This window comes from Polaromonas sp. UC242_47, assembly GCF_044452385.1.
Taxonomy (GTDB): domain Bacteria; phylum Pseudomonadota; class Gammaproteobacteria; order Burkholderiales; family Burkholderiaceae_C; genus Polaromonas.
The window spans coordinates 2,306,073-2,332,410 of the sequence record NZ_JBIOAO010000001.1 but is presented as its reverse complement, the minus strand read 5'-3'; the positions used below and the strand labels follow the sequence as shown (position 1 = coordinate 2,332,410).

The 26,338-nt window shown below is 59.7% G+C and carries 23 protein-coding genes, 3 tRNA genes and 1 pseudogene; 9 read left to right on the top strand and 18 right to left on the bottom strand.

Annotated features, from left to right (window positions below; genetic code table 11):
* Positions 1 to 11 precede the first annotated feature (11 nt).
* Both dapE and prmB read left to right on the top strand, forming a co-directional pair.
* On the top strand, positions 12 to 1,205 hold the full coding sequence (gene dapE, locus ACHMXK_RS11435; protein WP_397440398.1) for a succinyl-diaminopimelate desuccinylase: 1,194 nt from the start codon (positions 12 to 14) through the stop codon (positions 1,203 to 1,205).
* A complete protein-coding gene (prmB, locus tag ACHMXK_RS11430; protein WP_397440396.1) occupies positions 1,202 to 2,095 on the top strand; it encodes a 50S ribosomal protein L3 N(5)-glutamine methyltransferase in 894 nt (297 codons plus the stop codon). The genes dapE and prmB overlap by 4 nt, the downstream gene beginning before the upstream one ends.
* A gap of 122 nt (positions 2,096 to 2,217) precedes the next feature.
* Here the strand turns inward: prmB and ACHMXK_RS11425 are convergent, their stop codons facing one another.
* Positions 2,218 to 3,897, bottom strand: a complete 1,680-nt coding sequence (locus ACHMXK_RS11425; protein WP_397440394.1) for an inverse autotransporter beta domain-containing protein — start codon at positions 3,895 to 3,897, stop codon at positions 2,218 to 2,220.
* 375 nt (positions 3,898 to 4,272) lie between these two features.
* Here ACHMXK_RS11425 and ACHMXK_RS11420 point away from each other — a divergent pair.
* The 3 genes and pseudogenes from ACHMXK_RS11420 to ACHMXK_RS11410 all read left to right on the top strand — a co-directional run.
* Positions 4,273 to 4,440: pseudogene (locus tag ACHMXK_RS11420) on the top strand (50S ribosomal protein L3 N(5)-glutamine methyltransferase); the annotation flags it as partial.
* Between the two features lie 81 nt (positions 4,441 to 4,521).
* Entirely contained in the window at positions 4,522 to 6,543 is a 2,022-nt protein-coding gene (locus tag ACHMXK_RS11415; protein WP_397440392.1) for an ABC-F family ATP-binding cassette domain-containing protein, read from the top strand.
* A 61-nt stretch (positions 6,544 to 6,604) separates the two neighbouring features.
* Positions 6,605 to 7,117, top strand: a complete 513-nt coding sequence (locus ACHMXK_RS11410) for a hypothetical protein (protein WP_397440390.1) — start codon at positions 6,605 to 6,607, stop codon at positions 7,115 to 7,117.
* Between the two features lie 54 nt (positions 7,118 to 7,171).
* Here the strand turns inward: ACHMXK_RS11410 and ACHMXK_RS11405 are convergent, their stop codons facing one another.
* Positions 7,172 to 7,960: an anti-sigma factor family protein gene (locus ACHMXK_RS11405; protein ID WP_397440388.1), complete on the bottom strand. Its 789-nt coding sequence runs from the start codon at positions 7,958 to 7,960 to the stop codon at positions 7,172 to 7,174.
* Positions 7,960 to 8,517, bottom strand: a complete 558-nt coding sequence (locus tag ACHMXK_RS11400) for a sigma-70 family RNA polymerase sigma factor (RefSeq protein ID WP_397440386.1) — start codon at positions 8,515 to 8,517, stop codon at positions 7,960 to 7,962. Before ACHMXK_RS11400 ends, ACHMXK_RS11405 begins: the two co-directional genes overlap by 1 nt.
* A gap of 168 nt (positions 8,518 to 8,685) precedes the next feature.
* Between ACHMXK_RS11400 and ACHMXK_RS11395 the strand changes: the two genes are divergently transcribed.
* Together ACHMXK_RS11395 and ACHMXK_RS11390 are read left to right on the top strand one after the other, a co-directional pair.
* Entirely contained in the window at positions 8,686 to 9,585 is a 900-nt protein-coding gene (locus tag ACHMXK_RS11395; protein WP_397440384.1) for a metallophosphoesterase family protein, read from the top strand.
* A 4-nt stretch (positions 9,586 to 9,589) separates the two neighbouring features.
* Positions 9,590 to 9,961 carry a cupredoxin domain-containing protein gene (locus ACHMXK_RS11390; RefSeq protein WP_397440382.1) on the top strand — a complete coding sequence of 124 codons (372 nt, stop codon included), beginning with the start codon at positions 9,590 to 9,592 and terminating at the stop codon, positions 9,959 to 9,961.
* A gap of 431 nt (positions 9,962 to 10,392) precedes the next feature.
* On the opposite strand, the gene ACHMXK_RS11385 is transcribed toward ACHMXK_RS11390, so the two are convergent.
* From ACHMXK_RS11385 to ACHMXK_RS11335, 11 genes are all read right to left on the bottom strand, one after another.
* On the bottom strand, positions 10,393 to 12,162 hold the full coding sequence (locus ACHMXK_RS11385) for a PAS domain S-box protein (RefSeq protein WP_397440380.1): 1,770 nt from the start codon (positions 12,160 to 12,162) through the stop codon (positions 10,393 to 10,395).
* 289 nt (positions 12,163 to 12,451) lie between these two features.
* Complete coding sequence (locus ACHMXK_RS11380) at positions 12,452 to 12,739, bottom strand: hypothetical protein (protein ID WP_397440378.1); 288 nt, start codon at positions 12,737 to 12,739, stop codon at positions 12,452 to 12,454.
* 442 nt (positions 12,740 to 13,181) lie between these two features.
* Positions 13,182 to 13,257: transfer RNA gene (locus ACHMXK_RS11375), tRNA-Lys, on the bottom strand.
* Between the two features lie 43 nt (positions 13,258 to 13,300).
* Positions 13,301 to 13,376 (bottom strand) — tRNA-Lys (locus tag ACHMXK_RS11370).
* Positions 13,377 to 13,421: 45 nt separating this feature from the next.
* Positions 13,422 to 13,497: transfer RNA gene (locus ACHMXK_RS11365), tRNA-Lys, on the bottom strand.
* Between the two features lie 41 nt (positions 13,498 to 13,538).
* Positions 13,539 to 14,408: a ThiF family adenylyltransferase gene (locus tag ACHMXK_RS11360; protein WP_397440376.1), complete on the bottom strand. Its 870-nt coding sequence runs from the start codon at positions 14,406 to 14,408 to the stop codon at positions 13,539 to 13,541.
* Positions 14,409 to 14,467: 59 nt separating this feature from the next.
* Entirely contained in the window at positions 14,468 to 15,583 is a 1,116-nt protein-coding gene (locus tag ACHMXK_RS11355) for a YeeE/YedE family protein (RefSeq protein ID WP_397440374.1), read from the bottom strand.
* 88 nt (positions 15,584 to 15,671) lie between these two features.
* Positions 15,672 to 16,433: a tol-pal system protein YbgF gene (ybgF, locus tag ACHMXK_RS11350; protein WP_397440372.1), complete on the bottom strand. Its 762-nt coding sequence runs from the start codon at positions 16,431 to 16,433 to the stop codon at positions 15,672 to 15,674.
* Between the two features lie 15 nt (positions 16,434 to 16,448).
* Positions 16,449 to 16,994: a peptidoglycan-associated lipoprotein Pal gene (gene pal / locus ACHMXK_RS11345; protein ID WP_397440370.1), complete on the bottom strand. Its 546-nt coding sequence runs from the start codon at positions 16,992 to 16,994 to the stop codon at positions 16,449 to 16,451.
* A 54-nt stretch (positions 16,995 to 17,048) separates the two neighbouring features.
* The gene (gene tolB, locus ACHMXK_RS11340) at positions 17,049 to 18,371 is read right to left on the bottom strand and encodes a Tol-Pal system beta propeller repeat protein TolB (RefSeq protein ID WP_397440368.1); all 1,323 of its coding nucleotides are present in this window, start codon (positions 18,369 to 18,371) and stop codon (positions 17,049 to 17,051) included.
* Positions 18,352 to 19,116 carry a glycosyltransferase family 2 protein gene (locus ACHMXK_RS11335; protein ID WP_397440366.1) on the bottom strand — a complete coding sequence of 255 codons (765 nt, stop codon included), beginning with the start codon at positions 19,114 to 19,116 and terminating at the stop codon, positions 18,352 to 18,354. The genes tolB and ACHMXK_RS11335 overlap by 20 nt, the downstream gene beginning before the upstream one ends.
* A gap of 356 nt (positions 19,117 to 19,472) precedes the next feature.
* Here ACHMXK_RS11335 and msbA point away from each other — a divergent pair, with 356 nt between their 5' ends.
* On the top strand, positions 19,473 to 21,290 hold the full coding sequence (msbA, locus tag ACHMXK_RS11330) for a lipid A export permease/ATP-binding protein MsbA (RefSeq protein ID WP_397440364.1): 1,818 nt from the start codon (positions 19,473 to 19,475) through the stop codon (positions 21,288 to 21,290).
* Positions 21,287 to 22,159, top strand: a complete 873-nt coding sequence (locus ACHMXK_RS11325) for a glycosyltransferase (RefSeq protein ID WP_397440362.1) — start codon at positions 21,287 to 21,289, stop codon at positions 22,157 to 22,159. Before msbA ends, ACHMXK_RS11325 begins: the two co-directional genes overlap by 4 nt.
* A gap of 18 nt (positions 22,160 to 22,177) precedes the next feature.
* Here ACHMXK_RS11325 and ACHMXK_RS11320 read toward each other — a convergent pair whose 3' ends face one another.
* Genes ACHMXK_RS11320 through ACHMXK_RS11305 form a run of 4 tightly spaced genes read right to left on the bottom strand, consistent with a single transcriptional unit; the run spans position 22,178 to position 26,231 of the window.
* Positions 22,178 to 23,353 carry a glycosyltransferase family 4 protein gene (locus tag ACHMXK_RS11320; RefSeq protein ID WP_397440360.1) on the bottom strand — a complete coding sequence of 392 codons (1,176 nt, stop codon included), beginning with the start codon at positions 23,351 to 23,353 and terminating at the stop codon, positions 22,178 to 22,180.
* A complete protein-coding gene (locus tag ACHMXK_RS11315) occupies positions 23,350 to 24,099 on the bottom strand; it encodes a polysaccharide deacetylase family protein (RefSeq protein WP_397440358.1) in 750 nt (249 codons plus the stop codon). Before ACHMXK_RS11315 ends, ACHMXK_RS11320 begins: the two co-directional genes overlap by 4 nt.
* A 25-nt stretch (positions 24,100 to 24,124) precedes the next feature.
* Positions 24,125 to 25,609, bottom strand: coding sequence for a ribonuclease G (rng, locus tag ACHMXK_RS11310; RefSeq protein WP_397440356.1), 1,485 nt, complete (start codon positions 25,607 to 25,609; stop codon positions 24,125 to 24,127).
* A 19-nt stretch (positions 25,610 to 25,628) separates the two neighbouring features.
* Positions 25,629 to 26,231, bottom strand: a complete 603-nt coding sequence (locus ACHMXK_RS11305; protein ID WP_397440354.1) for a Maf family protein — start codon at positions 26,229 to 26,231, stop codon at positions 25,629 to 25,631.
* Positions 26,232 to 26,338: the final 107 nt, after the last annotated feature.

Genomic DNA, 26,338 nt, shown 5'->3' with positions numbered 1-26,338 from the left:
GGCCCCTTTTCATGTCTTCTACCCTTCGACTTGCAGAACAACTCATCTCCCGCCCCTCGGTCACGCCGGACGACGCCGGTTGCCAGGCCATCCTCGCCGCGCGGCTTGAGCCCTTGGGTTTCGAATGCGAAACCATCGTCAGCGGGCCGGAAAACTTCCGCGTTACCAATTTGTGGGCAAAATTTAAAGGTTTTAGCCCACTAGCCCAGGCAGGACGGGCGCAGGCAGCTACCAATTCCGTAGCGCCGCGCACCCTGGTTTTCGCCGGCCACACCGACGTGGTGCCGACCGGCCCGCTGGAGCAGTGGACCAGCCCGCCTTTCACGCCCAGCCACCGCGACGGCGTTTTGTACGGCCGCGGCGCGGCCGACATGAAAACCTCGATCGCCGCCATGGTCGTGGCGGTGGAAGAGTTTCTGGCCGCCAACCCCGAGCCGAACCTGTCCATCGCTTTTTTGATCACCAGCGACGAAGAAGGCCCGTCGGTTGACGGCACGGTGGTGGTCTGCCAGCAGCTCAAGGCGCGCGGCGAGGTGCTGGACTACTGCATCGTCGGTGAGCCGACCTCGGTGCTGCAACTCGGCGACATGATCAAAAACGGCCGGCGCGGCACCCTGAGCGGCAAACTCACGGTCAAAGGTGTGCAAGGCCACATCGCCTACCCGCACCTGGCCGACAACCCGATTCACCGCTTTGCGCCTGCCCTGGCCGAGCTCGTGGCGACCGAGTGGGACGCCGGCAATGCATTTTTCCCGGCGACCAGCTGGCAGGTGTCGAATGTGCACGGCGGCACAGGCGCGTCCAACATCATCCCGGGCGAACTGGTGGTGGACTTCAATTTCCGCTTTTCCACCGAATCCACCGCCGACAGTTTGAAAGAACGGCTGGAGGCCGTGTTGCAAAAACACCAGCTAGCCTACACGCTGAAATGGACCCTGGGCGGCCAGCCCTTTTTGACCACGCCGGGCGAGCTGGTGCAGGCCGTCAGCGGCGCCATCCAGGCCGAAACCGGATTGAGCACCGAGCTGTCCACCACAGGCGGCACCAGCGACGGGCGTTTTATCGCCAGCATCTGCCCGCAACTGATCGAGTTCGGCCCGATCAACGCCTCCATCCACAAAATTGACGAACATGTGCTGGTCAGCTCGCTGGACCCGCTGAAAAACATCTACAAAGGCGTGCTGGAGCGTCTGGCCGCTTTATGACTACCTTGACATCTCAGCCGACGGTGCTGGCCCTGATCGAACACTGGGCCGACCGGCTGGAAGCCGCCGGCCTGAGCCAGTCCGATGGTTTTGGCCAGGGCACACTCACCGCTTTTGACGAAGCCGCCTGGCTGGTGCTGTGGCGCCTGGGGCTGCCGCTGGATGACCTGGATTCAGTAGAAAACAGACCTGTAGCCCCCGCCGATGTTGCGCAGATAGCTACACTTTTGGAAGCGCGCATCAGCACGCGCCAGCCCGCCGCCTACCTCACCAAAGAGGCCTGGTTGCAGGGTGTACCGTTTTACGTCGACGAACGCGTGATCATTCCGCGCTCTTTTATTGCCGAGCTGTTGGTGGATGAAAGCATTGATCCCTGGCTCAGCGAAGACACCCAACGCGTGCTGGACCTGTGCACCGGCAACGGCAGCCTGGCCGTGCTGGCCGCCATGGTTTATCCCGACGTGACGGTGGACGCCGCCGACATCAGCCCGGACGCCCTGGCCGTGGCCCGCATCAATGTGGACAAACACCAGTTGTCCGAGCGCATCACGCTGATCGCCTCCGACGGCCTGGCCGCCTGCCCCGGCCCCTATGACCTGATTTTGTGCAACCCGCCCTATGTGAACGCGACCACCATGGCCGCCCTGCCGGCGGAATTCCGGGCCGAACCGGCCCTGGCATTGGCCGGCGGCGACGATGGCATGGATTTCATCCGACATCTTTTTCTGAACGCCGCCCGCCACATGAGCGACAACGCGGTATTGGTGCTGGAAATCGGCAACGAGCGCGAGAATTTTGAACGTGCTTTCCCGCAGCTGGAGCCGCTCTGGTTTGAAACCAGCGCCGGCCCCGACCAGGTGTTGCTCCTCACGCGCCAACAACTGGCTTGAACGCTGGGTACCCGCATTGAGGCGGCGGCCGTGAGCCAGGCAGCCCCGCTATTGTCCTGAATCTGTAGGCGCCATGGCTTGCCCTCGGTTTGCAGGGCCTTCAGACACCTTTCATTGGCGTCTCAGGGCCCGCAGCTCGCCGCATTGGTGAAGCTGATCTGAGATCCTGTACCTGCACCGAGTACGTGGCACATGCCCTTGACGATAGTGTTGCCGGTGGAGCCGGGAAGGATGTTGGCGTTGTTGACGCTGGTGGCGCGGCTCTCGAGGGCGGTGCCGCCGCTGGCGCTGAGGATGTTGTTGGTGACCGTGGCGCTGGAGTCCACCACGTTGACGCCGATGGCGGTATTGCTGCCGGTGGCCGTGAGGCGGTTGCCGCTGACGAGAATATTGCTGGCGTTGTTGGAAATCTGGATGGCCTGCGCGGAGCCCACGCCGACATTCGTCACGACGCTGAGATCATTGTTGATGATGCGTGCATTGCTGACGCCGTCGACCTTAACGGCATAGGGATTGGGATCGGGGAGGTTGCCAACGGTGGACAGATTGCTGACCGTCATGCCGGTCAGGGTGCTGTTACTCGCCATATGAACCGCTCCGTTGTTGCCGGCCACGGCACCGGTGATGGTGGCGCCGGGCGCGTTAAACGTGGCGATACGGCCGCTGGGGGTGCGCACGGACAAGGGGCCCGCGCCCATCAAGGTCTGGCCGGGCTGCAACTGCGTGATGGCGCTGGTGTTGAACGAGCCGGCGAGCACGACCGTGCTGTTGGCGCCGGCCGCGGCAACGGCCCCGGGCAGGGCAGCCCCCGTGGTCGAGTCGCTGGACAGAAGGGTGAAGTTTTGCCCGCCGGCCAGTGCGCTGGCAGTTTCCACCACAGAGGCACCGGTCACGACCTGGCTGACGATGTCCACATCGCGAACAATGGGCGCCGTCATGCGCTGTTCCTGTGTCGTGAGCCTGCGCTCCCCAGTCTGGCTGCCGCCACCGAAGGGAATACGCAGGCGCAGGCTGACAAAACGCTGGTTGCCACGCGCGTCGTCGTTCTGAACTTCGGCGCCCAGGGTCATCTGGGCGCCTTTCCACAACTGCGGCAATTCGGCAACCGTGTATTCGGCGCGCAGGCGCGTGCCCACCACCCGGGTCACGCTGTCGGAAAAGCGGTAGCCGCCCACATAGACGCGCAATTGTTGCGCCTCGTCGGCGCGGAACACGGGCAGGCGCCAGCCCGCCTCGGCGTCATAACCGCCCAGGGCGCGCTCTTGGCGCATGCCCGGGGTGGTGACCTGGATGCTGGTGCCCGATAGCGTGGCGGTGACGGGGCCGGCCCCCAGATTGTTCACCCGGCTGCCATAAGGGGTGTAGGTATTGGCGCGTAAATCCCAGTCACGTCCCAAGGCTTCCACGCCCAGCGTGGCCTGACCAAAGCTGCTGCCCTGCGGGGTATGGCGGCGGTCCAGATAACCGTAGGCGCCGATATTCCAGCCGTTGTCTAACATGCGGCGCACACCCAGCCCGAGGTTGCCTTCGCGGCTGCTGCCGTCCGCGAAGCGGCCGCGCAGATTGCCGAAGAAAAGAGTGCGCCCGTCTTGCGCAAGCGGAACAAACAGGTCCACCTCGCCCAGACTGCGTTTGTTGCCGGGCTTGGCCTCCAGGTCAAGGTAAGCCCCCCACTTGGGGCGAGCGGCGTCGACAGGCGTGGCGGGCTGCCCCTGCGCCAGGGCAGATCCTGCCAGTGCCCCCAGGATGGAGAGCGCAAAAAAAGTGAAAGACGCGTTTGCGCCGCTCGAAGAATGGGTCATTTCTTGTTTTCCTCAGCCTGGCGCTTGTCGTCCGGCTGTTGTCTTTTTGTCTTGTGGGTCTGGAGCGCCGCCTTGCACGGCGAAAGTCCCTCGATGAAGTGAAAGTTTATCCCACGGCCCCCGCTGCCCTGTAAGCCTAAAGTAGCAGGCATGCGGCTTGATTGCTACTCAATTGATAGCAACGTACTTGGCTGGTGTTTGGTCTATAGGCGATTTTCATCAAGAAAACATCCGGATAAAGCTTTAGAGCCATTCCTGTCATTCAGTGCATTTGGCTTGGTTTTGGCCAGGCAAAACCGTCGCCGGCCCAAACAGCGGCATCTCCTTGGTGTCGTTCCCGGCTGCTTTTGCCGTTGCCCATCGCCTGATTCACGGGACGGCATGGACTGTATAAGAAGCCTTTTTCTAAACGCCGCCCGCCATATGAGCGAAAATGCTGTCCTGGTGCTGGAAATTGGCAATAAGCGCGCGCATTTCGAACGCGCTCTTCCCGAGCTTGAACCCCTGTGGTTCGAGGCCAGCGCGGGCCCTGACCAGGGCTGACCGCTGACGCGGCAGTACCTGGATTGGCGCCTGCGTCCCGGCCTTCCCGTCCGATAATTTTCCTGAGCTTGTCTGTTTTAAATGATTACCCTTAAAAACGTGGTGCTGCGTCGTGGCTCCAAAGTGATTCTCGACAGCGCGTCTGTCACCCTCAACCCGGGCGAAAACGTCGGCCTAGTGGGGCGTAACGGCGCGGGCAAATCATCGCTGTTTGCCATGCTCAACGGCACCTTGCACGAAGACGGCGGCGAGTTTTATATTCCCGCGCAGTGGCGCATGGCGCAGGTGGCGCAGGACATGCCAGAGACCGAGCAAAGCGCCACCGACTACGTGATCGAAGGCGACGTGGTGTTGCAGGCCGCGCAGGCAGAAGTTGATGCGTCCGAGGCCAGCGGCGACGGTGACCGCATGGCCCACGCCTACATGGAGCTTTACGACGCCGGCGCGCATGACGCGCAAGCGCGTGCGCAAGCGTTGATTCTGGGCCTGGGCTTCAAGCTCAGCGAACTCGACAACCCCGTCAACAGCTTCTCCGGTGGCTGGCGTATGCGGCTGCAACTGGCGCGCGCGCTGATGTGCCCGTCCGACCTGCTGCTACTGGACGAACCGACCAATCACCTGGATTTGGACGCGCTGGTCTGGCTGGAAGCCTGGCTCAAGCGTTACCAGGGCACCATGCTGGTCATCAGCCATGACCGCGAATTCCTGGATGCCGTGACCAACGTCACCGTTCATATCGAAAGCGCCAAACTCACGCGTTACGGCGGCAACTACAGCAAGTTTGAAGACCTGCGCGCCGAACAAATGGCGCTGCAACAAGGTGCTTATGCGAAACAGCAGGACAAGATTGCCCACCTGCAAAAATTTATCGCCCGTTTCAAGGCCAAGGCCAGCAAGGCCAAACAGGCGCAAAGCCGGGTCAAGGCGCTGGACCGCATGGAAAAAATCGCGCCGTTGCTGGCCGAAGCCGACTTCACCTTCGAGTTCAAGGAACCGGCGAATCTGCCCAACCCCATGCTGTCGATGCAGAACGCCTACTTTGGCTACCCGGCGCCGGAAGACGCACCCGAAGGCACACCACCCACCGTCATCGTGCAAAACGTCAGCAAGTCGGTGCTGGCCGGCCAGCGCATCGGCATTCTGGGTGCTAACGGCCAGGGTAAATCAACCCTGGTGAAAACCGTGGCGCGCGCCCTCGCTCCGATTCAAGGCGACATGACCGAAGGCAAGGGCCTGAACATCGGTTATTTCGCGCAGCAGGAGCTGGACGTGTTACGTCCCGCCGACAACCCGCTGGAACACATGATTCGCCTCGTCAAGGAAGTCAGCGCCGCCGGCAAGCTGGGCAACCAGCCCACCCGCGAGCAGGACTTGCGCAGTTTCCTGGGCAACTTCAACTTTGGCGGTGACATGGTCAAACAGGCCGTGGGCAGCATGAGCGGCGGCGAAAAAGCCCGCCTTGTGTTGTGCATGATCGTCTGGCAGCGCCCCAACCTCTTGCTGCTCGATGAGCCGACCAACCATCTGGACCTGGCCACGCGGGAGGCGCTGTCGATGGCGCTGAACGAGTTTGAAGGCACCGTGATGCTGGTCAGCCATGACCGCGCCTTGCTGCGCGCCGTGTGTGACGAGTTCTGGATGGTCTCGCAAGGCGGCGTCGCACCGTTTGACGGCGACCTGGACGACTACCAAAAGTATTTGCTGGACCACGCCAAACGTCAGCGCGAAGAAGCCAAAAAATCCAGCAGCAGCGCCGCACCTGCCGCCGCTACCAAAACCGTAGCTGACAGCGCCCCATCCACGGGGGCTACAGGCACTTTTGATGCAAAAAAATCGGCTACGAGCAAAAAAGACGACGCCCAGCGCCGCCAGCAGCAGTCGGAAAGCACCAAACCGCTGCGCAAGGAGCTGGAAAAAATCGATACCCGCATGCTGTCCCTGACGACGGAACGTGACAACCTGCAGGCTTCGCTGGCAGCCATAACCGCCCCGGCGGAAATGGCCCAGACCGGCAAACGCCTGAAAGCCATCGAGAACGAAATCGGGACGCTGGAAGAACGCTGGTTAGAGCTCACCGAGCAGATCGAAACCGCCACGGCGTAAAAAGACGGGGCTTGGGGTACGGCTCTAACCCCGGCCCCTCTTTCGCGCTACAGTGGCTTTCATGCCCACCGCCCTTCAAATGGCTGCCAACGACGCAGCCCTCCAGGCCGCCGTCGCCCGCGGCCGCAAGCTGCTCAACAAACGCGCGCTGGTGGCCGCTGCCGCCAGCGCCGTTCCTGTCCCGGGTCTGGATTGGGCGGTGGATGCGGCCATGTTGTCCAAACTGATTCCCGAGATCAACCGCGAGTTCGGCTTGAGCCCCCAACAGCTCGACCAGTTGACGCCGAAAAAGCGCGAACAAGTCCAGAAAGCCGTGACCCTGGTCGGCTCGGTGCTGATTGGCAAACTCATCAGCCGCGAGCTGGTGATGAAAGCCGCCAGCAAAATCGGCATGCGCCTGACCACCAAACAGCTCGCCAAATACGTCCCTTTCGCCGGCCAGATTGTCTCTGCCGCTGTGGGTTATGCGGCGATTCGTTACCTGGGGGAAGAACACATGAAGGATTGCGTTCGGGTGGCGACACAGGCCGAACTGGACGTACCTCAGCTCGCGTACAGCGCGGTGAAAACCTGAAGATTTTTAGAACACAGCGATGCACATGCAGCATCGTGTCTGCCATGTCGAGCCTTAGCGCTGGCCGTCACTCAACGCCAGCGCTCGAACGATGGCCATGAATTCCTCGCGATTCACATCTGAAATCACCCAGTGCGTCATGCCGCCACGTGTCCAGTGTGCAATTTGAAAACCCCGCTGCGTTGAGACGCTGACACCGCTGTCGGCCCCTGTGCCTGGCCAGACAAAGGTGTTCACCAGGTGTTCTCCCTGCCGGTACACCAGGGCCGCCACCGGACGGCCGTCCAGGTAATCGACCCGTCCGCCCAGGAAGGTTGACCCCGGGATGTCCAGGTCAGCTACGGGGGGCGAGAAGTCGAGTTTTGACGACAGCCATGGCTTGACGGTATGGTGATCCGACGACGCGATATCGACCAGGTGCTGCGTCAGCGTCGCGCGCACATGGCTGGCAATCACCTCCTGCGCCAGGCGCTCGTTCTGATTCCACTGCAACAGCGTGAGATTGAACGCCATGGCCAGCAAGGCCACGGCGCCGAAAGACGCCAGCAACGGCCGCCATGCGAACCAGCGTTGCAAGGCCGCCTTGCCGCTGGCATGGCGCGGAGTGGTGGGCTGTGACGGCACGTCCAAGGCTTGTGCCTGCAGGCGAAGACGCAGCGCGGCCGGGGCCGCATGGTAATCGGCATGGCCGCTCACCGCCTGACGCAGGCTGCGCAGGCCCTCCACCTGCGCGCGCAAGCCTGCGTCCTGGGCCAGGAGCGACTCCATCGCCAACTGGCTACTCAGGTCCAGCTCACCATCGATGAAGGCGTTTAATTGCCGGCTGTCAAATTCTGGGCTCATCATGTCACTCCGCCTTGTGTGGACCGGGCCACGGTGCGCAGCACGGGCCGCCCCCCCGGCAACAAGGCCTGGCGCATCAGGCTGCGTGCGCGTGCCAGGCGCGACATCACGGTTCCAACCGGAACATCGGCAATCCGCGCGATGTCCTTGTAGGACAGGTCTTCCAGTTCACGCAACACCAGCACTTCACGGTAGACAACAGGCAGCCCGGCAATGGCATGGTTGATCTGCTCTCTATCGGCATTGCGAACCGCCAGGGTATACGGCTCATCGGACGACGGCGCGGCGAGCTCGCAGTCATCGAACATCACCACTTCTGCTGGCCGGTTTTCCTTGAGCCACGCGTAACAGGTGTGGCGGACGATTTGCAGCCACCAGGCCCTCGCCTGGTCGCCACGGAAGCCTTTGAAATAACGCATGGCCCGCATGGCCGCGTCCTGCACCACGTCCTGCGCATCCTGGTCGTTGCGGGTCAACCAGCGCGCGAGGTTGTAGGCAGCATCCAGGTGCGGCATCACCAATGCTTCGAAGCGCTGCAAGTCATGACTGTCGATCACAGGTCATCCTCTTTCCTGCATCTATCGGTGCTGACCGGTATTTATTCCCCAAATACCCAAAATCCACGCCCTTTGTCGGGCTTTGAGCGAGTTCGTGGAATTTTTCGCGCATGGTGCCGGTATGGCATACCGAGGCTCGCACACCTCGCTTACCACCAGGAGTTCATTATGAGTACGTTTGATCGCAGACAGTTCATGCAGTTAGCAGGTGTAGGGGGTGTCGTTTTCGTTACTGGGATCGGCAAGCCGGTGCTGGCCGCTGACGCGGCGAGCGGATTGGCCCCTGAGGATTTCTTCTTTGTCCAGCTCTCCGATTGCCACTGGGGCTTCGAAGGCCCGCCCAATCCCGATGCCAGGGGCACGCTGCCCAAGGCGGTGGCGGCGGTCAATGCACTCGCACAGGCCCCCGACTTTGTGATCTTCACCGGCGACCTTACCCACACCACGGACGACCCCAGAGAGCGCCGCAAGCGCCTTGCGGAGTTCCGGGATATTGCGGCCGGGCTGAAAGTCAAGACCGTGTATTTCATCCCCGGCGAGCACGATGCCGCGCTCGACAATGGCAAGGCCTTCAAGGAATTCTTTGGCGCCATGAACTACACCTTCGATCACAAAGGGCTGCACTTCATCGTGCTCGACAACGTCAGCGATCCCGGCGCACAACTCGGAGACGCGCAACTCACCTGGCTGGCTGACGATATGAAGAAGCAGACTCAGGATGCACGCATTGTTGTCTTCGCGCACCGCCCGCTGTTTGACCTGTACCCGCAATGGGACTGGGCCACGCGCGACGGCGCCAAGGCGGTTGACCTGCTGATGCCTCACACCAATGTGACGGTGTTTTACGGCCACATTCACCAGGAGCACCACCACATGACAGGGCACATTGCCCACCACTCGGCCAAGTCGCTGATCTTCGCGCTGCCCGTGCCTGGCTCACAGCCCAAACGCACGCCCCTGCCCTGGGACCCTGCGCAACCCTACCGCGGCCTGGGGTTCCGCGAGGTGACAGCCGAAACAAAAACTGCCGAGTATCTGATTGTTGAATTGCCGGTTCAGAAAGCCTGATGCCATGACCATCGATACCCAACGACGTGCGCTGATGGGCGCGGCAGGGGCGCTGGCCCTGAGTTCGATGCTGGCCTTCGCCATGGACAAGAAGCCCAAGGTGCGGGTGATCAAGGTGATGGCGAAAAAGTTTGAATTTGTGCCGGGCGAGATTCATGTGAAGAAAGGTGAAACCATCACCCTGCAATTCACCGCGCCCGAAGTGCCCATGGGTTTCAACCTTCCCGATTTCGGTGCGCGCACAGACATTGTTCCCGGCAAGCTTGCCACGCTGCAACTGACGCCGGCCAAGACCGGCAGTTTCACGTTTCTCTGTGATGTGTTCTGCGGCAGTGGACACGAAGACATGAACGGAACGCTGGTTATCTCCGAGTGAGTGCGCCGTGTCTATTCAAGAGAGAAGGACCGGTGCGCGGGGTCACACCGGACAGCCAATCCGCAACAGCGGATCGCGGCTGGCCCAACATGTTTGTCGTACCCGGAAGGACAAAAGGACCTGACCACGAGGCCCGAGCCGAACATGGTTGTCATGGTTTGGTGCCGCTCGCTGCTGAAGCGGTTTTTTTGGGTTGGTCGGCGGACCGAATTGCGTTGAGAGCAATTGGTTTCGACCTTCCGTCGGCAACTCTGGGAGCAAGCATTTGCCCTGCTGGTCAAGGACAAGGATCGCCACTTCATGGCCTTCCTGTGTATCGCCGCATTCCTCATCTGGATCTCGATTGAATGTCGATTCAGTCTAGGCCTCAATGGGTGCGTGATTTTTTGAGTTGCCTATTCTGCGGCGTCTACCCTCAATCGACCTGCTTTTCAAATGTCGTTGGGATGCGGGTCGTCAATCAGTTCGGCTTGTTCAAGCTTGCGATCGCTAATATTTTGAATTTGGCGGACAAAATAAACAGGTTTTCGGTCGGAGTCACGCACCAGGCAAGAGGTTACGTGGGCCCAAATAATTTGGCCTGACTTGTGTATATACCTTTTTTCCGTTTGAAAAGTCTCAATCTCCCCGGTGAGCGCTCTCTTTGCAAGCTGAAAATCCGTTTCGATGTCATCGCGATGGCTTATCTCTTGAACGGTTCTCGCCAACATCTCGGCTTCTGAATAGCCTAACATTTGACAAAATACTTTGTTAAACCTTAACCCTCTAGAATCAAGACCAATGAGCGACATCCCGATTGGCGAGTGCTCAAACATATTTGTGAAATGCCCAGCACTTATGGAAAATGAGTCGCCTGTCGTGTCCGACATGTGATGTTGCCGGCCCGCTGAATATGAAATCCTTTCAACAGCAGCGTTCCGATACCCCTCGCGTTTTGGTGCGGCCTGAGCTCCTAACGTAAAGTAAAAGGTGCAGCCTTCCCCAACTGCTGCGTCGGCCCATATTTTTCCGCGATGTCTGGAAATTATGCGATGGACAGTTGCCAAGCCTATGCCAGTGCCGCTGAACTCATCAACCGAGTGCAAGCGTTGGAATGCACCGAACAGCTTATCGGCGTATGCCATATCGAAACCGGCACCGTTGTCACGAACGAAAAATACAGTTTGCAAATCAGGGGCCACAATTTCGCCGATTTTAATTTTTGCAACTGATTTTTTTGAAGTGAATTTCCACGCGTTTCCTATGAGGTTCTGAAGTGCCTGGTGAAGTAGTGCTTTATCCGCAATAACCAGCATATCGGGCTCGACAGTTACCTCCACAAAATGCCTGCGGCCACTCTCTTCCAGCGCTCTAATGACATCAGACGCCACAACGCTCAAATTTATCGACTCAAGGGTGACGCTGGTACGCGAAATATGGGCTAAAGACAAAAGTCCGTCGGTGAGCGCGCCCATATGACGAACACCTTCACGAACCCGACTCAAATATCGGATGCTTTGCTGACCAATTTCACTTGGCAAAGATTTCTCAAGTAAGGTGCAAAAACCGTCAATAGAAGTAAGAGGCGACCGCAAATCGTGTGCCACTGAATACGAAAATGCTTCCAGTTCCTTGATGGCGGTGTGCAGTTGAGCCGTTCTCCTTACAACCCGATTTTCCAATTCAACATTCAGGCCCGCAATTTCGATTTCTCCGCGCTTGACTTTGCTGACATCCGTAATCGTGCTGACAAAGCCCGACGGTACGGTAGGAGACTCCTCAAATAAGGGTTGTACGTTGATCAAACACCACACGTCAATTCCGCAAGGATTGCGATAACGCACAAGCACGTTCGCCTGAGGCAATCCAGTACGTCTTGCCGCCACGCTAGGCCTTTCGTTGACGGGCATCGTGGTTCCGTTTTCGCGGAATATTTGCCAGTCAGACCCCACAGATGTAGCGCCTCTCATCTGAGACAAGGTTCTACCGAAGAGGCGTTCGGCGCTTGCGTTGCAATCGATGATGCGACCGTCTGCATCTCTTAAGATGACCGCGTCGGCTAACGACTCCAAGATGACGCGGAAACGTTTCTCACTGTTTTTGTGCAACGTATCGGATTTATTCAGTTTCTGTTGGAGCGCTTCGTTTGCTATCCTCAGTTCAACTGATTGTTGCGCTAGCCGATAAAGGCTTTGATATGTTTCCAAATCCAAATCGATCATGGCATTGTGCACTTTGAGGGTCGCCTCATTCATCGAAAAGTCGTAGTGCAACCTGCGCAGATTAGATCGTTAAATTGGCAGGTAGCATCGACACCATACGCTCTCTAAGTACCTCGGCTGGCTCGCTGCCCGCCATGGCATCTACAGCAGCGAGAATTTTGTGCGCCACAATCGAGCATTGACTCGCCGTCTCTGACCTCACGGAGCTGAGCAGGGCAGCTGTTAGAAAATTCAGGCAATTTTTTCACAAACATGCGCTCACAGGTGTCCAGGAGAAGCGACTTGGTAATTACAAGCGTACAAGCGCGCGACTGTATCCGGGAGCCTCGGCGGCCTTCCCGTCGATAGCTGGCTCTGGTTCGTGTATCGCCCTGTTGCCATCCATCTGCAGCAAGTAACCGCTTTCGATCAACTTTTGCAAGATAGTGCCGTCATCCTGGAGCAAGAGATTTAAGTCTTGCATGCTCCTTTTGCCATCTGCAAGGAATAGGGCCTGCCGCTCTTTGAGCCCCAGTTGACGCCCCTTGCCACCTATTTCACTTTTGGCTTTTTCCGACCTTTGTAGTTGCATTTGCATCCTCAGTTAGCGCATGAGGAACTCTATGTCGGCTTGATGTCCTATTGATGACGCAGCCCTCCCGGGATTGCTTGTCATTGGCAAATGAACAACCCAGTCACGAACGTTTTATTCGCATCACGGGATCACACATGCAGAAGCCTATTGGCTGAGACAGGCCTCAGCCATCTTGCGGTGCACAACTTAAATGCCCATCTCTGGAGGGGGCCCGTCTTCGATTGCCGACCGTCCTCATGATGGGACTCTTTTGGCTCTTCACGCAGCTGCGATTTCTGTCCGCATTGTCGATAGCCTTTATGCAAAGGATGCGACAGAACATCTTGTGGGTGCGGCAACTCGGAATGATGGAGTTCGAGCCCAAAAAGACAGCAACATGGCCACATTGCTTGCACAGCGACCAAAAGAAAAGGACCTAGCCTCGCGGCCAAGTCCTTGAAATGATTGGTGGGTTCTGCGAGATTCGAACTCGCGACCTACGGATTAAGAGTCCGCTGCTCTACCAGCTGAGCTAAGAACCCAAATAGCGCCAACCTTTCCAGGCGAGCACTATTTTTTTAAAACTGGTGGGACCTGCGGGGGTCGAACCCACGACAAACGGATTAAAAGTCCGCTGCTCTACCAACTGAGCTAAGGTCCCAAAGAAAAAGCGCCTGCCCTTCCAGGCAGGCGCTTTTTTAAAAACTGGTGGGACCTGCGGGGGTCGAACCCACGACAAACGGATTAAAAGTCCGCTGCTCTACCAACTGAGCTAAGGTCCCAGGATTTCTCCGGGTTGCACTACATTATCTGCAGCACAGCCTCAAATTATAGCGTCATTTTTTGGTGCTATAAAAACTTGCTCCGCAATTTTTCCAAGAATCCATCCGGCCGCGCACAAACCGAAGGTCGAGGTCACGCTGACCACCGATCCATAGCCGTGGCAATTCAGGCTGCCATCACTGGCGGCATCGCCTGGGAGATCACAGGCATCGCCCTCTGCGGACGTACTGTTTTCAGTCTGGGCAAGGGTTGCTGGTTGCAGCACGGCCTCGCGGCTAAACACACAAGCAAGGCCGATTTTTCCTTTGCGGGCGGCGCCCTGCTCCTTGCGCAGGCGGTAACGTAGTTGCGCCAACAACGGGTCGTGAGTGACCAGAGACAGGTCTTCAATGTCCACCTTGTGCGCGTGGCGCTTGCCGCCTGCCGCACCCACGCTGACGAAGTTGATTTTGTTTTGGATGGCCCAGGCGGCCATGGCAGTTTTTGCCCGTACCTGATCGCAAGCATCAATCATTGACACGGTGCCGGCGCCTTGCGTCTCCAGGCCGGCAATCGCCGGCCAGTTGCCGGCGTCCACAAACTCTTCGACGCAATTCACTTGACAGTCGGGATTGATGTGCGCAATGCGATCACGCATGGCGATCACCTTGGCTTGCCCCAGTGTGGTGTCCAGCGCATGGATCTGTCGGTTGATGTTGGACTCGGCGATGTGATCCAGGTCAATCAGGGTCAGCTTGGCCACGCCACTGCGCGCCAGGGCTTCTGCGGCCCAGGAGCCCACGCCGCCCAGACCCACAACAATCACATGAGCCGCACGAATCTTCTGAGCACCGGCCACGCCATAAAGGCGTGCCAGGCCACCAAAGCGGCGCTCCAGGTCCGCAGGAAAGTCAGCAAGAATTTCAGCCATGGCTTATTCCCCGCCGGCCGCTTCAAGAGGCATGTATGTCATCGAAAACATGGCCATCATCAAGCGCTGCGTTCAAGCCGCCAGACCTGGTAGCGCAGGCCCACGACACAACCGGCCACGATGGCCGTCACGGCCACAATGCTGGTGGCACTGAGCGTTGAGACGCCGGACAGACCTTGCCCGATGGTGCAGCCCATGGCCGTCACGCCGCCCACCCCCATCAGGACGGCGCCGGCGAGATGGTTGGCCGTGTCTTCGGCATCGCGAAAACCTTCCCAGCGAAAGCTGCGTGACAGCAGCGAATACAGCGTCGAGCCTGCGACCACACCAAACACCGAGACGATGCCAATGGTCAGCAGCTTGCTTTTGTCACTGAAAAACATCAACCAGTCGATGGTGTAGGCCACGGGCGACACAAAACTCAAGGCCTCCATGCGGCCGGAATTGGTGGCCAGGAAAGCGTCCTGCAGCGTGTCGGGATGTTCGGCCACATAGCCCAGATGGCCGCTGACCCACCACATGCCGGCGATCACGGCGCCTATGCCCAGGCCGGCCAGCAGATTGTCAAAGCGGCGAAACTCGGCGCCCAGCAGCGCCCAGAGGATCAGGCCGCCGCCCAGCATCAGGGCCAGCACCAGTCCGGCCAGGGCCGGCGATACACCGGCCACGCCAGCCGCCCAGTTGGACAAGGCGGCGTTGTTGGAAAAATCGATGGCTACCTGGTCCACCGTTGCCACGCGCAGTACGGCCGTGATGCCCTTGAGTGTTGCAAACGCGGCCACACCCATGACCACAAACACCACCAGCGATTTCAGGTTGCCGCCACCTATGCGGACCAAGGTCTTGCTGCCGCAGCCCGACGCCAGCACCATGCCAAAGCCAAACAGCAGGCCGCCGACCAAGGCGGACAGCCAGATCAGGCGGTTCGAGGCATACAGGGTTTTGCTGGGATCAATCACCCCGGCCGCGGCCATGCCGTAAAAACCTATCATGGCCACACCAATGGCCATGCCCCACATGCGCATGCGGGTCCAGTCGCCCATGTTGATGATGTCGCTGACGGCACCCATGGTGCAGAAATGCGTGCGCTGGGCGATGGCGCCAAACAGCATGGAGAGAATAAAGGCCGCCCAGAGAACTTGGGTGGTGAGTGTGTTGAGCTGGGTGATATCCATCCCCCAATTTTAGGGGGTGAATGGACCGCTGCTCGCGGCAGGGGCCATCAGCCATGGGTTGTCGACCCATGGCTGTGCTCCCGGCGTTTTATTTAAGCTTGCTCAGACGCTCTTTGGCAACCGAGGCGGCTTCCGACTGGGGATAGGCTTTCACCAGGTCCTCCAGAGTCTTGCGTGCTGCTTTCACGTCCTTGAGTTCGACCTGGCAGTTGGCCACGGCCAACACGGCCTCAGGCGCACGCATGTGTTCAGGATCAGCCGCGACCAACGCACGGAAATTGACGATGGCATCGCGGTAATTACGCAAGGCGTATTGGGCATTGCCGAGCCAGAACAGTGCGGGCGCCTTGTAGCCGCTTTGCGGATAACGCTTCAGGAAGGCTGTAAAAGCCGCCTGTGCCGGCGCAAACTCGCCTTTGCGCATGACCGCCAGCGCCGCATCAAACTCCTGCTTTTCAGCCGGATCGGCCACAAACTCCTTGCCATCCACGGTGACTTTCGATGGCTCGAACTTGCGAAGCCTGTCATCAACACCTTGCGACAAATCCTTCTGGCGACGCTGGACTTCGGAAAGATCACGCGCAATCTGTTCATCCTGCCCACGCATCTGAGCCATCTCTTTGCGCATGACCTCGAGCTGGTTGGACAAATCAAGCAGGCTGCGACGCAGTTGTGCGTTGTCCTCGTTGGCCTTGCGCAACTCCTCCGTCAGGCGTTGCTGCGAGCTGTCCAGCCGCTGACGCACTTCAAGAATGGCTTTACGGGCTTCGTCGTCTTCGAAAAGACCGGCATGGGCAGTAAAGGCCAGCGCGCAGCCCAGCGCGGCCAGAGCGATCCGGAAGTGCTTCAAGGTCAAAGCTCCGGTTTAACGGTAGTTGAATTCAGCGCGACGGTTCTTGGCGTAAGCCGCTTCGTCGGAGCCGGAGACAGCGGGCTTTTCCTTGCCAAAGCTCACGGCTTCGATCTGGGCATCGACAGCCCCCATCAGGCCCAGCGCGCGGCGCACGGCTTCGGCGCGTTTTTGACCCAAGGCGAGGTTGTATTCGCGGCCGCCACGCTCATCGGTGTTGCCTTCGATGACCAGCTTGCGGTTTTTATTGGCGTTCAAGAAACGTGCATGGGCTTCGATGGTGCCCTGGGCTTCTGGCTTGACCACAAAGCTGTCGTAGTCGAAATAAATCACTTTGGCTGCGCCTTGAGGGCCTGCCAACGAGGCATCAGCGGCGTCGATTTGCACGGGTGCCACGCCGCGGCCAGCCACGCCGGAGGCGTCACCGGTAGCGCCCTGCCCCGTTGTGCTGGCGGCCCTGTTTTCGACAGGAACTTCGTTGAGTTTGACGCCAGAGCTGCAGCCGACCAGGGCGGCGGTCAGGGTGACGATGGTGGCGAGTGAAAGCAGAATACGTTTCATGGAGAGGTACCTTGGGGTAAAGAAATAAAAAAAAGAGGTTCAAAAATGCGGGGTTTAGCGCTGAAAAGGGCCCCAGTCCGGCTCACGGATGTCTCCCGTGGCGCCGGTCAGGCGGGCTTTGATCTTGCCGTCCAGCGTGGTGGTCAACAAGGCTTCCCTGCCGGACTGCTGAGTCGCATACACGATGAGTTTGCTGTTGGGCGCAAAGCTTGGGCTTTCATCGGCACTGGTGTCGGTGATCGCCACACCAGTCCCCTTGCCCAACTCCATCACGTGCAGTTTGAAGGCGCCACCGATGCGTGAAATATAGGCGAGCCAGCGGCCGTCCGGGCTGATGGCCGGGGATATGTTGTAACTCCCGGTAAAGGTGATGCGTTCAACATTGCCGCCACTGGCGCCCATGCGGTAAATCTGTGGCGAGCCACCCCGGTCGCTGACGAAGTAAATGAATTTTCCATCGGGCGAAAAGGCCGGTTCGGTGTCTATGCTCGCGGACTGGGTCAGGCGGCGTGGCTCGCCGCCGGAGGCGGAAATGGCATACAACTGCGAACCACCATCGCGGCTCAGCGTGGCGACCAGTTGGTTGCCGTCAGGTGCCCAGGCCGGTGCGCTGTTGGAGCCACGGAAGTTGGCCAGCAGGCGGCGCTTCCCGGAAACCACATCATGGGCATAAATGACCGGTTTGCGCGATTCAAAGGACACATAGGCCAGTTGCGATCCGTTCGGCGACCATGAGGGCGAAATAATCGGCTCGGGACTGGTCAGCGCCGATTGCGCGCCTTCACCGTCGGAGTCGGCCACCCACAGGTTGTAACGCGTACCGGCTTTGGTCACGTAGGCAATACGCGTGGAGAACACCCCTTTGTCGCCGGTCAATTTTTCGTAGACAAAGTCGGCAATGCGGTGGGCCGAGAGGCGCAGGTCAGCTTGCGGCACCACATAACTTTGCCCGCCCAGGTCTTGCCCGCGCACCACATCCCACAGACGGCAACGCACGTCGTAGCGGCCATCCGCCAGCCGTGTCACGCTGCCCGTCAGCAGCGAATCGGCGGCGCGCTGGCGCCACAGCGACAGATCGGGCCGGGCACTTTCGTCCAGGGTGTTGCCGCTGGCATCGACCGCCCGGAACTGACCGCTTCTTTCCAGGTCGGCCTGCACAATGGCCGCGATTTTTTGCGGTGACTGCGCATCACCACGAAAGGTGGCTATGGCAATCGGCAACTGGGTCAGACCGACACCAGAGACCTCGACCCGGAATTGCGCCCATGTGGGAAACACCGCCAGGGTGCCCAGGCCGCCGGTCAAGCCGGCGATAAACGTGCGCCGTCCTGACAACAGGGATGGCGACGAAGTCGAATCAGTTTTTTCTGGATGCATTTTGCTGGTTCAAACAATACAAGGTGAAATATTTGCCAAAGGCGGCTTGGGCCTGCATGGCGCACACGGCGAAGCCCATGCTGCCATCGAGGATGCCGAGGCGAAAGATATAACTTTTCAGGAAGGCCACCAGCCCCGATGTTACCGCCCTGGGCATGGAGCTGGTCTTGCCGCGTGCATGCGCCTGCTCCGCCCAGGCCAGGCTGTATTGCTCCAGCTTGCGCCAGTAATGCGCCGGGGTGGGATAGCTGTAGTGCAAGAGCTGGAACTTGAGACGCGCCAGTGCGCCGGATTTCAGGATCACACGTTCATGCACCAGATCGTTGCTGAACTCGGCCTGGCCGCGGCGGAACAGTCGCAAGACGTGGTCCGGTGTCCAGCCGCAGTGATGAATCCATTGGCCACAAAACTGTGTGAGTCGCGGAATTTCAAAGGCATTTTCCCCGGAGGTTTGCATGGCCTGCCGGATTTCGGCGGCCAGCTCGGGTGTGACCCGTTCATCGGCATCCAGCGAGAGCACCCAATCCTGCGTGGCCAGGCTCAGGGCCAGGTTTTTTTGCGGACCAAAGCCAGGCCAGGTCTGGGTGGTCGTGACCTCGGCCCCAAAAGCGCTGGCAATCGCCCGTGTGTTGTCCGTACTGGCACTGTCTACCACGACCCACTGGTCTGCAAATCGTACGGACTCCAGGCATGCCTGCAAATTGGCCTCTTCGTTTTTGGTGATGATGATGACGGACAGGCTCATGGTGCGCGAGGTAGGGGTGTTGAATTTCTCAAGCCAGCCACCTCAAGCAAACCTGTGTCAGCAAGTCAATCATTCTGGGTGCTGTGGACGCAAGGGCTTGTAGGAATTGGCCGCCAATTGTTCCACGATAATGCAGGCTTGCTCTGTCCACCGGACTCTTTCGCGGCACATATGTCAAAAATCATCGTCTATTTTCGCTTGGCTTTCGTTGCGCAGGCTGCATCGACGCTCTTGCGGGCCCTTGCCAAGTTGCCAGGCAGGCGGACGACTGCGATCTCTGAGCGCGAGGCCTACACTAAGATTGGGTTTATGGATTCCTTCTCCTTCGGCGGGCAAACGCCAACACGCAACCCTGCATGTCGCGAGGCCACAGCTTGACGAACCCCGGCACCACGCCCGCAGCCCTCACACCGGCACCTATCGGCCAGCGCCTGCGTCGCATCTGGCCGTATTTCAACCAGTCCAAAAGCGCCTGGGCCATTGCCATAGGCGCTACCGTGGTGGCATCGGCCACCGAGCCGCTGGTCCCTGCCCTGCTGCAGCCTTTGCTGGACAAGGGCTTCCAGAAAGGCGGCATTGACCTCTGGGTGATTCCCGTGTCCTTGCTGCTGTTGTTCGGTGTGCGCGGTTTCGCCGGCTTTGTCGCGCAGATTGCGCTGGCCAAGGTGACCAACCTGGGTTTGCTGGAGCTGCGCAAGGCCATGTTCAGGAAGCTGCTGACCGCACGTCTGGGTCTTTTTTCCAGCCAGTCGGCCAGCGCGCTGGCCAATACGGTGGTGTATGAGGTGCAAAACGGCTCCGCCATGCTGGTCAATTCGGTGATGGGCTTGACGCGGGACAGCTTGACCCTGCTGGCTTTGTCCAGCTACCTGCTTTACCTGAACTGGAAATTGACCCTGATCGTTGCGCTGCTGATTCCGGCGGTGGCCTGGGTCATGCAAGTGCTCTCCAGCCGCCTGTACCGGCTGACCAAAGCCAGCCAGACGGCCACCGATTCGCTGGCGTATGTGGTCGAGGAAAACGTGTTGGCGCACCGCGTCATCCGGCTGCATGCGGCGCAGGCCGAGCAGGCGAAGCGCTTTTCGCTCCTGAGTGATACCTTGCGGCGCCTGTCCATGAAGTCGACCGCGGCATCGGCGGCCATGACACCGACCACCCAAATGCTGGCGGCCGTGGCGTTGTCGGCGGTGATCTCGGTCGCCCTGATGCAAAGCGCCACCGATGGCACCTCGGTGGGTTCTTTCGTGGCCTTTGTGACCGCCATGCTGATGCTGGTGGCACCGATCAAACACCTGTCGGAAGTCGCCAGCCCGATCACCCGGGGACTGGCCGCCCTGGAGCGCGGGCTGGACTTGATGGAAAAAACGCCCGATGAACTGGGTGGCAGTTTCTCCAAGCCCAGGGCGGAAGGGTCAATCCGTTTCCTCGACGCCTCCGTGGCCTACAACAACGAAGCCGCGCCCGCCCTGGACAACCTGTCCCTGACCATCACGCCCGGTGAAACCGTGGCGCTGGTGGGGGCGTCGGGCGCCGGCAAGACCACCCTGGTGAACCTGCTGCCGCGTTTTATCGAGCCTACATCTGGAAGCGTGGAACTGGATGGCCATGACGTGCGCGAATGGCAGATGGATGCCTTGCGCCAGCAGTTTGCGCTGGTCAGCCAACATGTGGTGATGCTGAACGACACGGTGGCCGCCAATGTGGCGCTGGGCATGCCCATGGACCGGGACAAAGTCATGGCGTGTTTGCAGGCCGCCAACCTGGAGCGTTTTATTGCCGATCTGCCCCAGGGCATAGACACGCTGGTGGGCCACAACGCCACGCAATTGTCCGGTGGCCAGCGTCAGCGCCTGGCGATTGCCCGGGCGCTGTACAAGGATGCGCCGGTGCTGATCCTGGACGAAGCCACCTCGGCACTGGACACCGAATCCGAACGTGCGGTGCAGGAAGCGCTGCAGCGGCTGATGCGCAACCGGACCACGTTGGTCATCGCACACCGACTGTCCACCGTCCAGCATGCCAGCCGGATTGTGGTCATGGATGCCGGCCGGATTGTCGAGACCGGCACCCATGCCGAACTGATTGAACGCGACGGCCCTTACTCTCGCCTGTACAAACTCGGTTTGTACGACTCCGATTTATCGCAAAGCGCCCCGAGTGCGCAGCTCTCATGACCATATCCATCAGTGGCTTTACCTTTATCCGCAACGGCGTCGAGTTGGGCTTTCCGTTTGAAGCCTCGATCCGTTCCCTGCTTCCGCTGGTCGATGAATTTGTCGTGGCGGTAGGCCGCGGCAATGACGACACCTTGGCACGCGTGCTGGCCATTGGTGATCCGAAAATCCGAGTGATCGAAACCATCTGGAACGAACGTATGGCGGACCGTGGCTTTGTCTATGCCCAGCAGAAAATGATCGCGCAATACGCCTGCACGGGCGACTGGGCTTTTTACCTGGAGGGCGACGAGGTGGTCCACGAAGGTGAGTTGGCGGCCATCCGAGCCAGCGTGGAGCAACACCATGACAACGCGGCGGTGGAAGCGCTGGTGTTCGACTACCACCATTTTTACGGCTCGGCGCAATGGGTGTCGGTCAGCCCCGGCTGGTACCGCCGCGAGTGCCGCTTGATTCGCAATACCCTGCGTTCCTATGCACCCGACGGACAGTACTGGCTGATCACCACCCAGCACAAACGACCGCGCAATCCGCAGGCGGCCCTGGCCAACGCCCACATTTATCACTATGGCTGGATTCGCCGTAACGAAGACATGCAGAAAAAGCTGGACCAGGTCAGCAAGTACTGGGCCGATTCAACGACGATGCAAATCAAGTACAGCCAGTTTGATGCACGGGCGCTGCAGGCTTTTACGGGCACCCATCCCCAGGCGGTTCTGGAGTGGCTTAAAACAGGCGCGGAACAAGAGTTGCACATCGATCCGGCCTATCAGCCCACGCCCAAGGAAAACAAGTACCACCTGATGCGCAAAATCGAGCTGTTGACCGGTCGCGATTTCAGCCGCAAACACTTCAAACTGGTGGCCTGAACCAAGCCCCGGGCAGGCTCAAGCAGGCTTTGTTGCCAGCGACGAGAAATAAACGGCTTCCTGCTGTCGCGCGATGTCCTGCCACTGGTAGCGGCTCGCAAAAGCGCGGGCTAACACACCCAGTCGCTGCTGCAGCGCCGTTTCAAGGATGATTTGATTAAGCGCGTCCGCCAGCAAGGCCGCATTGCGCGGATCGTCAAGAATCAGCGCATTGCGACCGTGGCTTAACAGGCCCGAGATGCCGCAATACGTGGCACCGCTCACCACCACCGGCAAGCCATGTGCCATGGCTTCCAGTACCACCATCGCAAAGGTGTCCTCCAGCGTCGGGTGTGCCAGGCAGTCGGCCGCGCGGTAGGCCGGTGTCACGTCCTGCAGCGCACCCAGGAAAAACACACGCGCGCCCACACCCTCGGCTTCGGCCTGCCGTTTAAACGCCGGTATCTGCGCGGGGTGACCCACCACGGCCAACACCACATCGGCCGGCAGGCTGGGCAGTGCGCGCAGCACGGTTTCAAGCCCTTTTTTTCGGTAGTCGTTGCCGACAAACAGCAGACAGCGACCACTTGGCGGCAAACCCAGTTGCAAACGTGCGGCGCTTTTTTCCACATCGTTGACCGGATGATCGGGCAAGCTGACGCCTGGCGTGATCACATGGGTCACGGCGCGGGTCTGGGGATAGGTCGCGGCCATCCTGTCGCCCAGGCTGTCGGAGGTCACCACGACTCGTCGTGCAGGCGCATTTTTGAAACGTGCTCGCTCCAGGCCCAGGTAGGTCAACAAACGTGGGCTGGTCACCACCTTGACCCAGCGCAAAATACGTTGGAAGCCGGTTCGCCCATGGAACAGGTTGTATTTCACCGGCAGGACATGCACGGTCTGCACTTGCCCATGCCAGGTGTTTTCATGCGAATGAACAATGTCAAAGCCCTGGCGGGTGGCGCGCCAGGTGGCAAAGGCATACCAGAGCTGGTTGAGCCAGCGCGGTTTGCGCAAGGGCATGGACACCTGGTGGTAGGTTACGCCAGGTGCATCATGGCTGATCTGCTGGGCAAACACGTGGACCTCGTGGCGCAAGGAGAGCTGTTCGACCAGCGCGATGGAATAACGCTCTGCCCCGCCGCCACTGGCTTCGAAAACCCGGTTTAAAACGGCAATACGCAGCCTGGGTTGTTCCGGCAGCGACTGCGTCATGCGTTCTTCCGGTCTTCGTAGGCCGTGGCAATTTTGAGCCAGAAAACCGGCAAGCTGGTGGAACGCACGACGGGTACACGCGGCAATTCGAACAAGTCACCCTTCACGGCGCAACGGCCGCGGCGTGTGGTGGTGACGGTTTGAAAACCGGCCTGCCGCGCCATTGCCACATGTGGCTCTGCGTATTCGCCATAGGGATAACAAAAATGCTGGACCGGTGTTGCCAGCAGGTTTTCCAGTGCGGCCTTGTCCTGCGTCATTTCAGCCTGCGCCGTCGTAGCGTCAGTTTTCAGCAGACGTACATGGTTTTGGGTATGTGAGCCCACTTCCTGGCCGCCGGCCACCCACAGACGCAACTGGTCGGCCGTCATGAGTGGCACCTGCGCGATGCCGATGGCGCGGTCCCATTCGTTGGTCTTGCCCAGCAGGTTGCTGACCGCATAACAGGTCGAGGAAAAACCGTGGCGCTGCAGCACCGGCAAGGCATGGGCCAGGTTGTTCAGATAACCGTCATCAAACGTGATGCCCACCACCTTGCCGCTTTTCTCTCCGCACAGGTAAGGCAGCAGCGCACTCATGGACAGGCCCTCGTAACCCAACAGCTTGAGCAAGGCCATCTGCCGGGCAAACGCGGTTGGCGCCACATAAAGGCCGCGAAACGGCGCGCCTTTGGGCGGTGCTTCGCTGATCTGGTGGTAGACCAGAATCGGAATCGAGGGGGAATGACGGGCAGCGGTATCTGGCATGCGATGGCTTATTTCTTTCGATGGATCACAGCAAAACAATGTCGTATTGCTCCTGTGCCATCGCCGCTTCGGACTGCAGCGAAATCGGCTTGCCGATGAAGTCGCTCAGCCCGGCCAGGTGCTGGCTTTCTTCGTCGAGAAACAGCTCGATCACCTTGGGCGATGCGATCACCCGGAATTCCTTGGGATTGAACTGGCGCGCCTCACGCAGAATTTCGCGCAGGATGTCGTAACCGACGCTGCGCGCGGTCTTGACCACGCCTTTGCCCATGCAGGCGCTACAGGGCTCGCACAACTGGTGCGCCAGTGACTCGCGGGTCCGTTTGCGTGTCATTTCCAGCAGGCCCAAGGCCGAAAAGCCGTTGACATTGGTTTTGATGCGGTCACGCGCCAACTGCTTCTGGAATTCGGCCAGCACCGCATCACGGTGGTTGTCCTTGATCATGTCAATAAAGTCGACAATCACAATGCCGCCCAGGTTGCGCAGGCGCAGTTGCCGCGCAATGGCCTGGGAGGCTTCCAGGTTGGTTTTGAAAATCGTGTCGTCGAAGTTACGGGCGCCGACAAAACCGCCGGTGTTGACGTCCACCGTGGTCAGCGCTTCGGTCTGGTCGATGATCAGGTAACCGCCCGACTTCAGCTCCACCCGGCGGCCCAGCGCCTTGGCAATTTCCTCGTCGATATTGAAGAGATCGAAAATCGGCCGCTCGCCGCTATGCAGCTGCAGTCTTTGCAGGGTGGCCGGCATGAACTCTGTGGCAAAGGTGTTGAGTTCTTCAAACTGCTCGCGTGAGTCGATACGTATGCTTTGGGTGTTTTCCACCACCATGTCGCGCAACACGCGTTGCAGCAAGCTCAAATCCTGATGCAAGACCGAGGTCGGCGGCAGGCGCAGCGCTGCGGCCTTGATCCGTGCCCAGGTCTTGCGCAAATAGGCGATGTCTTCGCCCAGCTCGGCGTTCGTGGCATCTTCGCCATTGGTCCGCAAAATAAATCCGCCGCCCATGTCGGCGGTCAGGGTCTGCAAGCGCTGGCGCAACTCTTCCCGCTGCGCGGTCGGTATTTTTTGCGACACACCGATATGGTTGTCCTGCGGCAAAAAGACCAGCAAGCGGCCGGCAATGCTGACTTGTGCGGTCAGCCTGGCACCTTTGGTACCTATCGGGTCCTTGAGCACTTGCACCATCATGGCCTGGCCCTCGAACAGCTGTTTCTCAATCGGCTGCGCGGCCGGGGCCGTCCCCTGGCTGGTGCCGTCGGCATCGGCGTGGCGGCTGTTGATGCTGCTCATCAAATCGGCCACATGCAGAAACGCGGCCCGGTCCAGCCCGATGTCGATAAATGCCGATTGCATGCCCGGCAGGACCCGTACCACCTTGCCGAGGTAGACGTTGCCGACCAGGCCACGCTCCAGCGTGCGTTCGACGTGTAATTCCTGCACCGCGCCGTATTCGACCACGGCCACACGGGTTTCCTGGGGTGACCAGTTGATCAGGATGTCTTGTTGCATGATGGGGTCTCGGGGAAAACTATAGTTTCAGGCCTGCGGCTTTGAGCAGCAGTGCTGTTTCATGCAGCGGCAAACCCATGATGCCCGAATAACTTCCGCTGATGTGGCTGATGTGCATGGCCACCCTGCCCTGCACCGCATAAGCGCCGGCCTTGCCCATGGGTTCACCGGAAGCCACATAGGCGAGTATCTGCGGCTTGCTCATGGACGCAAAAGTCACCCGCGACACGCTCAAAGCCTGCAGGCGCTTGCGCCCGTGCTGCACCGCCACGGCTGTCAGGACGCGGTGCGTCGTGCCCGCCAGTTCGCCCAGCATGCGCATGGCGTCGCTGTCATCGTCCGGTTTGCCATAGATGCGGCGTGCCCGCGCGACCGTCGTGTCCGAACACAACACAGGCGCTGGCGGCAAGCCGCGCCGCTTCAAACGAGCCACGGCGGCGTCCAGCTTCAGTTGCGTCACGCGCTGCACATAAGCTGTGGGCGCCTCGCCAGGAAGCACTGCTTCCAGCGCCTCGCTGTCTTCGCCGGCGTCTGGCAGCAGCAACTGACAGGACACGCCGAGCTGCTCGAGCAACTGGCGACGCCGGGGACTTTGGGATGCCAGGTAAATAAAGTCGGTCATACCGTGAACATGTGGGAGTCCGTCCCCTGCAAACAGGGGCCGCGGGACCGGCTTTGCCGGACCGCAGGCGTAGCGGCCCCCTCGGGGGGCAGCGCAGTACGCGAAGC

Coding starts and splice junctions, on each gene's coding strand:
- dapE (WP_397440398.1), top strand. CDS start 12: ATGTCTTCTACCCTTCGACTTGCAGAACAACTCATCTCCCGCCCCTCG.
- prmB (WP_397440396.1), top strand. CDS start 1,202: ATGACTACCTTGACATCTCAGCCGACGGTGCTGGCCCTGATCGAACAC.
- ACHMXK_RS11425 (WP_397440394.1), bottom strand. CDS start 3,897: ATGACCCATTCTTCGAGCGGCGCAAACGCGTCTTTCACTTTTTTTGCG.
- ACHMXK_RS11415 (WP_397440392.1), top strand. CDS start 4,522: ATGATTACCCTTAAAAACGTGGTGCTGCGTCGTGGCTCCAAAGTGATT.
- ACHMXK_RS11410 (WP_397440390.1), top strand. CDS start 6,605: ATGCCCACCGCCCTTCAAATGGCTGCCAACGACGCAGCCCTCCAGGCC.
- ACHMXK_RS11405 (WP_397440388.1), bottom strand. CDS start 7,960: ATGAGCCCAGAATTTGACAGCCGGCAATTAAACGCCTTCATCGATGGT.
- ACHMXK_RS11395 (WP_397440384.1), top strand. CDS start 8,686: ATGAGTACGTTTGATCGCAGACAGTTCATGCAGTTAGCAGGTGTAGGG.
- ACHMXK_RS11390 (WP_397440382.1), top strand. CDS start 9,590: ATGACCATCGATACCCAACGACGTGCGCTGATGGGCGCGGCAGGGGCG.
- ACHMXK_RS11385 (WP_397440380.1), bottom strand. CDS start 12,162: ATGATCGATTTGGATTTGGAAACATATCAAAGCCTTTATCGGCTAGCG.
- ACHMXK_RS11380 (WP_397440378.1), bottom strand. CDS start 12,739: ATGCAAATGCAACTACAAAGGTCGGAAAAAGCCAAAAGTGAAATAGGT.
- ACHMXK_RS11360 (WP_397440376.1), bottom strand. CDS start 14,408: ATGGCTGAAATTCTTGCTGACTTTCCTGCGGACCTGGAGCGCCGCTTT.
- ACHMXK_RS11355 (WP_397440374.1), bottom strand. CDS start 15,583: ATGGATATCACCCAGCTCAACACACTCACCACCCAAGTTCTCTGGGCG.
- pal (WP_397440370.1), bottom strand. CDS start 16,994: ATGAAACGTATTCTGCTTTCACTCGCCACCATCGTCACCCTGACCGCC.
- tolB (WP_397440368.1), bottom strand. CDS start 18,371: ATGCATCCAGAAAAAACTGATTCGACTTCGTCGCCATCCCTGTTGTCA.
- ACHMXK_RS11335 (WP_397440366.1), bottom strand. CDS start 19,116: ATGAGCCTGTCCGTCATCATCATCACCAAAAACGAAGAGGCCAATTTG.
- msbA (WP_397440364.1), top strand. CDS start 19,473: ATGTCGCGAGGCCACAGCTTGACGAACCCCGGCACCACGCCCGCAGCC.
- ACHMXK_RS11325 (WP_397440362.1), top strand. CDS start 21,287: ATGACCATATCCATCAGTGGCTTTACCTTTATCCGCAACGGCGTCGAG.
- ACHMXK_RS11320 (WP_397440360.1), bottom strand. CDS start 23,353: ATGACGCAGTCGCTGCCGGAACAACCCAGGCTGCGTATTGCCGTTTTA.
- ACHMXK_RS11315 (WP_397440358.1), bottom strand. CDS start 24,099: ATGCCAGATACCGCTGCCCGTCATTCCCCCTCGATTCCGATTCTGGTC.
- rng (WP_397440356.1), bottom strand. CDS start 25,609: ATGCAACAAGACATCCTGATCAACTGGTCACCCCAGGAAACCCGTGTG.
- ACHMXK_RS11305 (WP_397440354.1), bottom strand. CDS start 26,231: ATGACCGACTTTATTTACCTGGCATCCCAAAGTCCCCGGCGTCGCCAG.